Origin of the sequence: Streptomyces sp. NPDC050997, from assembly GCF_040660135.1 — a bacterium.
Lineage (GTDB): Bacteria > Actinomycetota > Actinomycetes > Streptomycetales > Streptomycetaceae > Streptomyces.
The window spans coordinates 46207-58856 of the sequence record NZ_JBFAGK010000021.1 but is presented as its reverse complement, the minus strand read 5'-3'; the positions used below and the strand labels follow the sequence as shown (position 1 = coordinate 58856).

Annotated in this window: 8 protein-coding genes; 2 read left to right on the top strand and 6 right to left on the bottom strand. The window is 70.6% G+C overall.

The window, feature by feature from the left end; translation table 11 throughout:
* Positions 1-24: 24 nt before the first annotated feature.
* From AB0H86_RS35020 to AB0H86_RS35010, 3 genes are all read right to left on the bottom strand, one after another.
* Positions 25-363: a P-II family nitrogen regulator gene (locus AB0H86_RS35020; protein ID WP_030990174.1), complete on the bottom strand. Its 339-nt coding sequence runs from the start codon at positions 361-363 to the stop codon at positions 25-27.
* Positions 360-1703, bottom strand: a complete 1344-nt coding sequence (locus tag AB0H86_RS35015) for an ammonium transporter (protein WP_362448281.1) — start codon at positions 1701-1703, stop codon at positions 360-362. Before AB0H86_RS35015 ends, AB0H86_RS35020 begins: the two co-directional genes overlap by 4 nt.
* A 325-nt stretch (positions 1704-2028) precedes the next feature.
* The gene (locus AB0H86_RS35010) at positions 2029-3522 is read right to left on the bottom strand and encodes a hypothetical protein (protein WP_362448278.1); all 1494 of its coding nucleotides are present in this window, start codon (positions 3520-3522) and stop codon (positions 2029-2031) included.
* A gap of 434 nt (positions 3523-3956) precedes the next feature.
* Here AB0H86_RS35010 and AB0H86_RS35005 point away from each other — a divergent pair, with 434 nt between their 5' ends.
* Positions 3957-4613: a bifunctional DNA primase/polymerase gene (locus AB0H86_RS35005; protein ID WP_362448275.1), complete on the top strand. Its 657-nt coding sequence runs from the start codon at positions 3957-3959 to the stop codon at positions 4611-4613.
* A gap of 209 nt (positions 4614-4822) precedes the next feature.
* Here the strand turns inward: AB0H86_RS35005 and ftsY are convergent, their stop codons facing one another.
* Complete coding sequence (gene ftsY, locus AB0H86_RS35000; protein ID WP_362448273.1) at positions 4823-6025, bottom strand: signal recognition particle-docking protein FtsY; 1203 nt, start codon at positions 6023-6025, stop codon at positions 4823-4825.
* A 213-nt stretch (positions 6026-6238) separates the two neighbouring features.
* Between ftsY and AB0H86_RS34995 the strand changes: the two genes are divergently transcribed.
* Positions 6239-7210, top strand: a complete 972-nt coding sequence (locus tag AB0H86_RS34995; protein ID WP_362448271.1) for an LLM class flavin-dependent oxidoreductase — start codon at positions 6239-6241, stop codon at positions 7208-7210.
* Positions 7211-7361: 151 nt separating this feature from the next.
* Here AB0H86_RS34995 and AB0H86_RS34990 read toward each other — a convergent pair whose 3' ends face one another.
* Positions 7362-8780: a sugar porter family MFS transporter gene (locus tag AB0H86_RS34990; protein WP_362448268.1), complete on the bottom strand. Its 1419-nt coding sequence runs from the start codon at positions 8778-8780 to the stop codon at positions 7362-7364.
* Between the two features lie 233 nt (positions 8781-9013).
* Positions 9014-12568, bottom strand: a complete 3555-nt coding sequence (smc, locus tag AB0H86_RS34985; protein WP_362448265.1) for a chromosome segregation protein SMC — start codon at positions 12566-12568, stop codon at positions 9014-9016.
* Positions 12569-12650: the final 82 nt, after the last annotated feature.

Below are 12650 nucleotides of genomic sequence, written 5' to 3'. Positions count from 1 at the left end.
CAGGGGCTCCTGTCGTTTCTTCGCTTAGAGCGCGTCCGGGCCGCGCTCGCCGGTCCGGACCCGTACGGCCGTCTCGACCGGCAGGGACCAGACCTTGCCGTCACCGATCTTGCCGGTGCGGGCCGCCTTGACGATGACCTCGATCAGCTGCTCGGCGTCGTCGTCCTCGGCCAGCACCTCGATGCGGATCTTGGGGACCAGGTCGACGGTGTACTCGGCACCGCGGTAGACCTCGGTGTGGCCCCGCTGACGACCGTAGCCGCTCGCCTCGGTGACCGTCAGGCCGTGGACCCCGAAGGCCTGGAGGGCTTCCTTGATCTCGTCGAGCCGGTGGGGCTTGACGACGGCGGTGATGAGCTTCATGCGTCCACCTTCTTGCTCGAGGTGCCGGGGGCCGCAGCCGGGACGGCGGTCCGGGCGGCGCCGCCGCCGGCGCCGCTGAAGTCGTATGCGGTCTCGGCGTGCTCGGCCTGGTCGATGCCGGCGACCTCTTCGTCCTCGGTGACCCGCATCCCGATCGTCTTGTCGATCAGGAAGGCGAGGATCGCGGAGACGATCAGCGAGTAGGCGAGGACCGCGAAGACACCGGCGCACTGCTTCCAGAACTGGGTCAGGCCGCCGCCGTAGAAGAGACCCTCGACATCGGACTGGCCGTGGCCGCTGGCGAAGAAGCCGATCAGCAGGGAGCCGACGACACCGCCGACGAGGTGGACACCGACGACGTCGAGCGAGTCGTCGTAGCCGAACTTGTACTTCAGGCCGACGGCCATGGCGCACAGCAGTCCGGCGATGGCGCCGACCGCGATCGCGCCGAGCGGGGAGACCGCGCCACCGGACGGGGTGATGGCGACCAGACCGGCGACCGCGCCGGAGGCCGCGCCCAGGGTGGTGAACGCGCCGTGGCGGATCTTCTCGTAGATGAGCCAGGCCAGCATGGCGGCGGCGGTGGCGACCTGCGTGTTGACGAACATCAGCGCGCCGACGCCGTCGTCGTTGCCGAGCCACGAACCGGCGTTGAAGCCGAACCAGCCGAACCACAGCAGACCGGCGCCGAGCATCACCAGCGGCAGGCTGTGCGGACGCATCGGGTCCTTCTTGAAGCCGACGCGCTTGCCGATGACGAGGATCACGCCGAGCGCGGCGGCACCGGCGTTGATGTGGACCGCCGTACCACCGGCGAAGTCGATCACGCCCAGCTCGAAGGCCCAGCCGCCGGCGCCCCAGACCCAGTGCGCGACCGGGAAGTAGACGACCGTGGCCCACAGGGCGACGAACAGCGCCCAGGCCGTGAACTTGACGCGGTCCGCCAGAGCGCCGCTGATCAGGGCGGGCGTGATGATGGCGAACATCATCTGGAAGACCATGAAGACGAAGATCGGGATGGTGTACCCGGGCCACAGGTCGGTCAGGCCGACGTTGCTGAGGCCGACCCAGTCGGAGGTCCAGCCGATGACGCTGCCGGAGTCAGTACCAAAGGCCATGGAGAAGCCGTACAGCACCCACAGGATGGTGACGATCCCGATGCTGATGAAGCTCATCATCAGCATGTTCAGGGTGCTCTTGACCCGGACCATGCCTCCGTAGAAGAAGGCCAGGCCCGGTGTCATGATCAGCACCAGGGCGGAACAGATAAGCATGAAGCCTGTGTTGGCGGACGACAGCGTGGGTGCGTCCGCCGCAAGCGTGATGGCGGCTGATGCCATCGGCGTCTCCTCGTCATTGGTACGGCCCCGTGCGGGCGAAGCCTGAGCGGTATTGAGGGGTGGGCCGGTTATGCGCCATGAGATTGGCGCAGCGCGGTTTCGATGGAAGCCCCTCGTTGTTTCGCCGCCGTGACGAAGGTGCCGTGTGTGTTACGCGTCGATGAACTGGCGGATGTCGGCCGAGTCGATCGTTATCGTGGCGCAACCTTCGGTGAAGGAAGCAGGCCGGCCGCGGTCGGCCTTCCGATGACCTGGCATGGGGGAGCCGAGTCGGGCAGTTCGGGAGGGCCGGCCGCGGCCGGGGCTATGGGGTGGCGCCACCCCGTCAGACCGCCTCGGCGGTCTCGGGCAGCTCCACGGCGAGCTGGTCGGTGAGGTCCACGACCTCGGCGAGATCGCCGAAATCGCGTACGGCCGTGTCGACGGTCTTTCGGATACGAGTGTTCACGCGCTCGGAGCGGACCTTCTTGGCGATCTGCATGGCCTGCGCGGCCGACACGGTGCCCTGCTCGGGCTCCCGCTGGAGGAGGTGCACGGTGGCCATCCCGATCAGGTTCAGTGCGTACGACCGCTGGTGCTCGTCGTCCTTGGCGAACAGGTCGACGGCCCGCTGCATCAGGGGCTCGGCGAGGGAGGCGTAGGCGGGGCTGCGGCCGGCGACATAGGCGAGGTCGCGGTAGGAGTGGCTGTTCTCGCCGTACAGCTCGGCCTCGGAGAAGAAGCGGATCCAGTCGGGGTCCGGCTCGTCCCATTCGCCGACGTCGCCGAAGGTGTCCTCGGCCATCCGGACGGCCCGCTTGCACTTGCCGGGCTGCCCCATGTTGGCGTAGGCGCGGGCCTCCATCGCATACAGCATGGACTGGGTGCGCGGGCTCGCGCAGTCCCGGCTGCCGTACTGCGCGAGGTGGATCAGCTCCAGGGCGTCCTCGGGGCGTCCGAGGTGGATCATCTGGCGGCTCATGCTGGACAGCACGTACGAGCCCAGCGGCTTGTCGCCCGCCTCCTTGGCGGCGTGCAGGGCGAGGACGAAGTACTTCTGCGCGGTGGGCTGCAGTCCGACGTCGTACGACATCCAGCCGGCCAGTTCCGCGAGCTCGGCGGCCACCTTGAACAGCTTCCGGGTGGTGGTCTCGGGCTGGGGCTCCTGGAGGAGGTCGGTCACCTCGTGCAGCTGGCCGACGACCGCCTTGCGGCGCAGGCCGCCGCCGCACTGGGCGTCCCACTGGCGGAACATCACCGTGGTCGACTCCAGGAGCTCCAGCTCGGGCCTGGACAGCCGGCCGCGGCGGGCCGGGGCCGGGACCGGTTCGGGCTCCTGGCGCGAGGCGGAGGGCGCGGGCACCAGCCAGCGCTGCATGGGCTCGATGAGGGACGGGCCCGCGGACAGGACCAGCGAGGTTCCGAGGAAGCCGCGCCGCGCCAGCATCAGGTCGCTGCGCGAGAACTCGCTGAGCAGGGCCACGGTCTGCGGGCCCGTCCAGGGCAGGTCGACGCCGGTCGCGGAGGGTGACTGCCGGGCAGTGCGCAGTCCGAGGTCCTCGACGGAGACGACACATCCGAACCGCTCGGAGAACAGCTCGGACAGGATGCGGGGGATGGGTTCGCGGGGGTTCTCGCCGTCCAGCCAGCGCCGCACGCGCGAGGTGTCGGTGGAGATGTGGTTGGCCCCCAACTGGCGGGCCCGGCGGTTGACTTGGCGCGCCAGCTCGCCCTTGGACCAGCCGCTGCGCACGAACCACGAGGTGAGCAGCTCGTTGGGGCGCTTGTCCGTGTTCGTCGCGGTCATCGCGCCCGTCCCGCTACCGCCGTTGCCGCTCACTGGAACGCCCCCATCCCTGAGACCACTTGTCACTGAGTGCGCCAAGCCTTATCAGAATGCCGGTAAATACGGCCTCCCGTCCGGCGGTTGTCATCCTTCGAACGGGAAGCCAGGTTGCCTCCGGCATACCCGGAAGGGCATGTGCCCCCAGGACTCGTGCACTCAAAGTAATCCTACGATCACGCGTCCAGCCACGGCGATCCCGGAAACGCCACCATTCGCCACCCCTTCGAATGAACTCCCGGTGACCGCCAGACGATTCACTTGACAGTGAACGAGCGCGAGTGGGCGGGGCGATGCACTCAGCGGCGCACGCGGCCGAGCGCACCACCCAGGGCACCTCCGCACGCGGCATGAACCCGAAAGTGGCGACGGAGAGTCACGTCTCGCGTTCGTCGCGTAACCACGGGGGCGCGGGACACGTTGGAGGTGGCATGGGCTTCACGATCGGCGGCATTCGGGAGATCCGCACCGGCTCGCGTCGGCGCGGCCGCTCGTCGGATTGCACTTCCGTGGCCGAGTTCACCGGACTCTGGGGCTGGGATGTCGTACCGGGCGCGCGCGCCGCGGCGGGCGCCTGCTCGTGCGGTCGCGCCGACTGCGTCACCCCCGGCGCCCACCCCCTCGGCTTCGCTCCCCCGGTCCCGGCCGGCGCCACGCTCGACGAGGTGACCCGGACCTGGGCGGAGTTCCCCGGCGCCGCGGTGATGCTGCCGGTGGGCCGGGCGTTCGACGTGATCGAGGTGGCCGAGTCCGCGGGGCGCCGCGCCCTGGTCCGCCTGGAACGCATGGGCCTGCCCCTCGGCCCGGTGACCGCGACCCCCGAAGGCCGCGTCCACTTCTTCGTGGCGCCCGGCACCGCGGTCGACCTTCCCGAGCTTCTCTACCGCATGGGCTGGGACGACCCGACCTCCTTGGCCCTACGTGGCCTCGGCCCCGGCACGCACATCACGGCCCCGCCGTCCGACCGCGCCGGCCTGGGCCCGGTGCGCTGGCTGCGCCCGCCGGCCCTGGACACAGCGACGAAGCCACCGGCGGCCAGGCTGCTGCTGGGGACGCTGGCCTACGTGGCCCACCGGTCGCGCGCGTAGGGGGTGTCGTTCGGATCCCCTCGGGTCCGCGACACCTGGCACGGCACCTCGCCGCGGCCTGATCCGGGGTGATCCGACCGACACCCCCTGGCCGTACACGTCGAGCACCGAGCCGTACACAACGCGGCGCCCGCCCCCGAGGTGCGGTCGGGGCGGGCGCCTTGGACGTATGCGCGGGTGGCGCACACGGACAGCCGGAGGAGCGGTGCTCACTCTCCGATAAGGGCGTCAACGAACGCCTCCGGCTCGAAGGGCGCCAGGTCGTCCGCGCCCTCGCCCAGACCCACCAGCTTCACCGGCACCTTCAGCTCGCGCTGCACAGCGACCACGATGCCGCCCTTGGCCGTGCCGTCCAGCTTGGTCAGCACGATGCCGGTGATGTCGACGACCTCGGCGAACACCCGGGCCTGGACCAGACCGTTCTGGCCGGTCGTCGCGTCGAGGACGAGCAGCACCTCGTCCAGCGGGGCGTGCTTCTCGACGACCCGCTTGACCTTGCCGAGCTCGTCCATGAGACCGGTCTTGGTGTGCAGCCGCCCCGCGGTGTCGATGAGCACGACGTCCGCGCCCATCTCCTTGCCCTCCTTGACCGCGTCGAACGCGACGGAGGCCGGGTCACCACCCTCGGGCCCGCGCACGGTGTGCGCGCCGACCCGGTCGCCCCAGGTCTGCAACTGGTCGGCGGCGGCGGCACGGAAGGTGTCGGCGGCACCGAGGACGACACTGCGGCCGTCGGCGACGAGCACCCGGGCGAGCTTGCCGGTGGTGGTGGTCTTGCCGGTGCCGTTGACGCCGACGACCATCACGATGCCGGGCTTGCTGGTCTCCGGCTCGGTCCTGACCGTGCGGTCGAAGTCGGTGCCGACCAGCTTGAGCAGCTCCTCGCGCAGCAGGGCGCGCAGCTCGTCCGGGGTACGGGTACCGAGCACCTTCACCCGCTCCCGCAGCCCGTCGACCAGCTCCTGGGTGGGCTGCACACCGACGTCGGCGGTGAGGAGGATGTCCTCCATCTCCTCCCAGGTGTCCTCGTCGAGGTGCTCGCGCGACAGGAGCGTGAGCAGCCCCTGACCGAGCGCGTTCTGCGAGCGGGAGAGCCGGGAGCGCAGGCGGACCAGACGGCCGGCCGTGGGCTCCGGAACCTCGATCTCGGGGGCTTCTGCGGCAGGGGGCTCCTCGACGACGACCGGGGCCGAGCCGTCCGGGAGATCCACCTCCTCTATGGTCCGGCGCGGTTCGTCGCGCGGTGTCTCGGCCTCGTCGCCGACGTGCGGCTCGGCCGGAGGGGCGGTGATGTCGGGCGCTGAGGGGGGCGGCGGGGGCAGCGACTTCTTGCGCCGGCTGCCGACGACCAGCCCGCCGAGCGCACCGAGCACGACCACGGCGATGACTACAGCAAGGATGACGATTTCCATAACCCACCCAGTATCAGCCATGGGCCCGATCGAACCCAGCTTGTGCCTTCCTCCAAAGAAAGGCGATCGACTCCAGCGGCCCGGCGGGGGCCGGTGGGCCGGTCCCGGAACCGGCCCCCGCAGAGATGCCCGCACCTCTGGCTGTCTGACGCACCGTCAGCTACCGTCCCCTTCCCATCCGCCGCCCGTCCACCGCGTGAAGGGGGACTCCCCATGCCCGTCACGGTCGTCCGCTTCAACCTGGTCGAGCCCGGCGCCACCCCCGCCTCGCTCAGCGCCCGGTACCGGGCCGCGCTGGAGATGGCCGCCTACGCCGACGAACACGGGATCACCACCGTGCAGACCGAGGAACACCATGGCGCCGGCAACAACTGGCTGCCCTCGCCGTTCGCCTTCGCGGGCGCGGTGTTCGGGGCCACGCGGCGGATCGCGGTGACGGTCTCCGCGATCATCGGCCCGCTGCACGACCCGCTGCGCCTGGCCGAGGACATCGCCGTACTGGATCTGCTGAGCGGCGGACGGCTGGTCACCGTCGCCGGGATCGGGTACCGGCCCGAGGAGTACGCCCTGTTCGACGTGGAGTGGAAGCGCCGGGGCCGGATCCAGGACGAGGTCCTGGAGACCCTACTGAGGGCGTGGACCGGCGAGGAGTTCACGTACCGGGGCCGTACGGTACGGGTCACCCCGCGCCCGTACTCCGACCCGCACCCGCTGCTCCTGGTCGGCGGCTCCTCGAAGGCCGCCGCCCGCCGGGCCGCCCGGCTCGGCCTGCCCTTCTTCCCCAGCGCGCATCTGCCGGAGCTGGAGGCGTACTACAAGGAGCGACTGGTCGAGTACGGCACCGAGGGCTGGACGATGATGCCCGCCGCCGAGACGCCCCTGCTGCACCTCGCCGAGGACCCGGACCAGGCGTGGGCGGCGTACGGCGAACACTTCCTGCACGAGGCGCGGACGTACGCCTCCTGGCAGTCCGGCGACATCCGCTCGGCCGTGCGATCCGCGGCCACGACGGTGGACGAACTCCGTGCGGAAGGCGTCTACCGGATCCTCACGCCCGACGAGTGCGTGACCCAGGGCCTGGACAGCCTCGTGCTGCATCCGCTGGCGGGCGGGATGCCACTGGACGAGGGGTGGCGCAGTCTGCGGCTGTTCGCGGAGCGGGTACTGCCGGGGCTGGCGGGCTGACCGCCTCCCGACGCGTCATCGGGTGACATGACATGGGAAGACCGCCGCCCCGGCTCGGTCGGTGGCCGAGCCGGGGCGGCGGACGGTACGGGGAGAGGGGCAGCGGGGACTTGGCCCTTCTCCCCGAGTTCACGGGGCCTCGGCAGGAGGCTCAGCCCATCTCCTCCAGGGTCTTGCCCTTCGTCTCCTTGACGTACTTGAGGACGAACGGGATGGAGAGCGCGGCGAAGACCGTGTAGATCACGTAGGTCAGGGAGAGGTTCCAGTCGGCCAGCGACGGGAAGCTCGCGGTGATGGCCCAGTTGGCGATCCACTGCGCGGAGGCGGCCACGCCCAGGGCGGCGGCGCGCAGCCGGTTCGGGAACATCTCGCCGAGGAAGACCCAGACGACCACACCCCAGGACAGGGCGAAGAACAGCACGAACACATGGGCGGCGATCAGGGCGACCCAGCCCTGGGCGGCCGGCAGCTTGCCGCCGACCAGGTCGAAGGAGAACGCCCACGCCTCCAGTCCGAGGCCGATCACCATGCCGACGGAGCCGACGAGGGCCAGCGGCCTGCGGCCGACGCGGTCCACGAAGATCATCGCGATCACGGTGCCGACGATGTTGATGATCGACGTCGTGAACGAGTAGAAGAACGAGTCCGTCGGGTCGACGCCGACCGACTGCCACAGCGTCGAGGAGTAGTAGAACGCGACGTTGATGCCGACGAACTGCTGGAAGACCGAGAGGCCGATGCCGACCCAGACGATCGGCTTGAAGAAGAAGCCGCCGCCCAGCAGGTCCTTGAAGGCCGACTTGTGCTCGCTCTTCATCGCGTGCTCGATCTCGGTGACGCGCGCGTCCAGGTCGATCTTGTCGCCCTCGACCTCTTCGAGGATGCCGCGGGCGCGCTCGTGCTTGCCCACGGAGATGAGGAAGCGCGGGGACTCGGGGATCGCGAAGGAGAGCAGACCGTAGAGGACGGCCGGGATCACCATGACGCCCAGCATGACCTGCCAGGCCTCCAGGCCCATGAGCTCACCGCGCTGGTCGCCGTCGGCCGCGTTCAGCAGGCCCCAGTTGACCAGCTGGGAGATGGCGATGCCGACGACGATCGCGGCCTGCTGGAAGGAACCGAGACGGCCGCGGTAGGCCGGTGGGGCGACCTCGGCGATGTAGGCGGGGCCGATCACGGAGGCCATACCGATGGCGAAGCCGCCGACGACACGCCAGAAGGCGAGGTCGTACAGGGCGAAGGGCAGTGCGGAACCGACGGCGCTGGCCGTGAAGAGCACGGCGGAGATCTGCATGCACCGGATGCGGCCGATGCGGTCGGCTATGCGGCCGGCGGTCGCGGCGCCGATGGCGCAGCCGATCAGGGCGATGGCGATGACCTGTGCCAGGCCCGCCGACCCGATGTCGTAGCGGCCCCGGATGCCCTCGACGGCACCGTTGATCACGGAGCTGTCGTAGCCGAAGAGGAAACCGCCCATCGCGGCCGCCGCCGCGATGAAGATGACGTGCCCGAGATGATCGGGGTGAGCCGAAGCGGCTCCTGAATTGTGTGCCTGCGCTGTGCTGGTCACGTGTACTCCTCGGGCGGCAACGCTGCCGGCGTGGGGACGGCCCTCCAGTGGCGCACAGCGTGATGCTGCCCACCACTTGAAGGTAAAAGCAACGTTGCAGAGACTATGCCTTCAAGTTTCGAAGTCAACGGGGGGTTTGCTGTGGATTGTGAGACGGCCCACCTGCGGCCATGTGTTCAATAAGTGAAGCCATCAAGAGGTGCAGGTGGCGATAGCTGCAAAAGCGCACAGAGTTACCGCAGGCGCTGCGAGATGACCTTCGACACACCGTCGCCCTGCATGGAGACGCCGTAGAGCGCGTCGGCGACCTCCATCGTCCGCTTCTGGTGCGTGATCACGATCAGCTGGGAGGCTTCTTGCAGCTCCTGCATGATGCGGATCAGCCGCTGAAGGTTGGTGTCGTCGAGCGCCGCCTCGACCTCGTCCATCACATAGAACGGGCTGGGCCGGGCCTTGAAGATCGACACGAGCAGCGCCACGGCCGTCAGCGACCGCTCACCGCCGGAGAGCAGCGAGAGCCGTTTGACCTTCTTGCCCGGCGGACGCGCCTCGACGTCCACGCCCGTGGTGAGCATGTTGTCGGGGTCGGTCAGGATCAGGCGCCCGTCACCGCCCGGGAACAGGCGGCTGAACACACCCTCGAACTCGCGGGCAGTGTCCCGGTAGGCCTCGGTGAAGACCTGCTCGACGCGCTCGTCGACCTCCCTCACCACCTGGAGCAGGTCGGCGCGGGTCTTCTTCAGGTCCTCCAGCTGCTCACTGAGGAACTGGTGGCGTTCCTCCAGTGCCGCGAACTCCTCCAGGGCGAGCGGGTTGACCTTGCCGAGCTGCTGGTACGCCCGCTCGGCCGCCTTGAGCCGCCTCTCCTGCTCCGCCCGGTGGAACTGCCTCGGCCGGTTGCGCGGATGCTCCGGGTCCTCCGGCAGCTCCTCGCCCTCGGCGGGGGGCGAGGGCGGCACCAGCTGGTGCGGTCCGTACTCGGCCGTGAGCCCCTCCGGTTCCACACCGAACTCCTCCAGCGCCTTGGTCTCCAGCTGCTCGATCCGCAGCCGCTTCTCGGCGCCGAGTACCTCACCCCGATGGACTGAATCCGTCAACTTGTCGAGCTCTGCCTTGAGGTCCCGTCCCGCGTTACGGGCGGCGGTCAGCTCCTGCTCCCGTCGGGCCTTGGCGGCCTCGGCGGCGGTGCGCTCCTCATCGGCGCGCGTGAGGGAGACCTCGACGTGCGCGAGCAGCTGCCGGGCACCGGAGGCCACGGCCTGGGCGACGGCGGCCTCGTGTCTGAGACGCGCCCGCCGTTGCTCCGCACGCGCGCGTGCCTCGCGTTCCGCGCGGGCGGCCCGGTCGAGCGAATCGGCCCGCCCGCCAAGCCCTTTGACCCGTTCCTCGTGCGTACGGACCTGGAGGCGGGCCTCCATCTCGGTCTGCCGGGCGTTGGCCCCGTCGGCTGCGAGCCGGTCGCGTACCGACGTGTCGGGTTCCTCCTCGACCGGCATCTCCTCGGCCACGGCGAGCCGTTCGGCCAGTTCCTCGACGTCCTGGAGGGCCTTGTCGAGTGCCTCCTGTGCCCGAGCGGCGGCGGCTACGGACCGCTCGGCCTCTCCGGCGGCACCGCGCGCCTGCCCGGACAGCCGCCCCAGCTGCTGGGCCACCGTCGACTTCTCCCGGTCGGCGGCCCGGCGCCGCTCTCCCAGCTCCTCGACCCGCGCGACGCATTCCCGGCGCAGCTCCACGGCCGCGTGCTGCGCACCGGTCAGCTCCTCGCACCGCACGGCCAGCTCTTCCAGCTCGGCGGCTGCCTCGTCCACGGACGCCTGCACCTCGAGCAGGCTCGGCGCCCCGGCGGACCCACCCTGCGCGAAGTGCGCGCCGAGCAGATCACCCTCGGCGGTCACAGCGGTGAGGTCGGGGCGCGCGTAGACGAGGTCCTCGGCGTCCTCGAGGGTGCCGACGACGACGATCCCCCGCAGCAGGCGTCGTACGGCGGGCATGAGGTCGGCGGGGGCACGGACGAGGTCGGCCGCGTACGGCGGCCCGTCGGTCCGGTCCTCCCGCGGTACGTCGTCGGCGGCGCCGCTCAGCAACAGCGCCGCCCGCCCCGCGTCCTGCTTGCGCAGCAGACGGATAGCGTCGGCCGCGGCGGCCGGGGTGGTCACCGCGAGGGCGTCGGCGGCGGCGCCGAGGGCCGCGGCCAGGGCGACCTCGTGTCCAGGGGTCACGGTGAGCAGTTCGGCGGCCGGGCCGAGCAGGCCGCCGAGGCGGTCCTTCGCCGCGAGCAGCGCGCCGGTGCCGTCCTTGCGGCGCAGTCCCAGGGCAAGCGTCTCGTGGCGGGCCTGGGTCGCGGCCCGTCCGCGCTCCGCCGCGGTGGCCGACTCCCGGGCCGCGGTGAGCCCGGCCTCGGCCTCGGCGAGCTCACGTTTCGCCACCTCGTGCCGCTCGGCGAGTTCGGCGTCGCCGGCGTCGAGTCCGTCGACCTCGGACTGGAGCGCCTCGTACTCCTCCCGCGCGGCGACAGCCCGCTCCTGTGCCTCGTCCCGGGCGGCGGCCAGCCGGTCGATCTCGGCCTGGGCGGAGCCCGCCCGCGAACGGGCCGCGTTGACCTGGCCGTTCAGCCGGGCCAGACCCTCACGGCGGTCCGCGATGGCCCGGGCCACGTCCTTGAGACGCCGTTCTTCCTGGGCGAGTTCGCGCTCCAGCTCGGAGCGGTGCGCGACCGTGTCCTCCAGGGCGTGCTCGGCCGCCTCCAGGGCCGCCTCGAGCTCGGCCTCCTGCTCACGGATCCGGGCGGCCTCGCGCTCCATGTCCTCCGGGTCGCGCCCGCGCCGTTCCTCGGGGGGTGCGGAGGTGGCGCTCTTCACGCGCGCGTCGGCCAGAGAGATCGTGCCGCGCACCCGCTCGGCCAGCTGGGACAGCTCGTACCAGGTCTGCTGGGCGCGCTGGAGCCGGGGCGCGAGCTGCCGTACCTGGTCCTCCAGGAGTGCCTCGCGCTGGAGGGCCCTCTTCAGCTCCAGCTCCGCGGTCTCCTTGCGCTCCTTCAGCGCGGCCTCGTCGGCGACCTCGGCCCGCAGCGCGTTCCGCAGTCGTACGAGATCGTCGGCGAGGAGACGGAGGCGGGCGTCGCGGAGGTCGGCCTGGATGACGGCGGCCCGTCGGGCGACCGCGGCCTGCCGGCCGAGGGGCTTGAGCTGGCGCCGCAGCTCGTCCGTCAGGTCCTGCACGCGCGCGAGGTTGGCCTTCATCGCGTCCAGCTTCCGCAGCGCCTTCTCCTTGCGCTTGCGGTGCTTGAGGACGCCCGCGGCCTCCTCGATAAAGGCGCGGCGGCCCATCGGGTCGGCGTGCAGAACGGAGTCGAGCTGGCCCTGGCCGACGATGACGTGCATCTCCCGGCCGATGCCGGAGTCGGACAGCAGTTCCTGGATGTCGAGGAGCCGGCAGGTGTCGCCGTTGATCTGGTACTCGCTGCCGCCGTTGCGGAACATGATCCGCGTGATGGTGACCTCGGCGTACTCGATGGGCAGCGCCCCGTCGGAGTTGTCGATGGTCAGGGACACCTCGGCGCGGCCCAGCGGGGGGCGGCCGGTGGTGCCGGCGAAGATGACGTCCTCCATCTTGCCGCCGCGCAGTGACTTGGCACCCTGCTCGCCCATCACCCAGCTGAGCGCGTCCACCACATTGGACTTGCCCGAGCCGTTCGGTCCGACGACACATGTGATCCCCGGTTCGAACCGGAGCGTGGTCGCCGAGGCGAACGACTTGAACCCCCGGAGGGTCAGGGCCTTGAGGTGCACGCCGCTGGACTCTACCTTCCGGGGGTGTCTCACTCCATGAAGCCGGTCACTCCATGAAGCCGCGGTTTCACCCATGAACGTG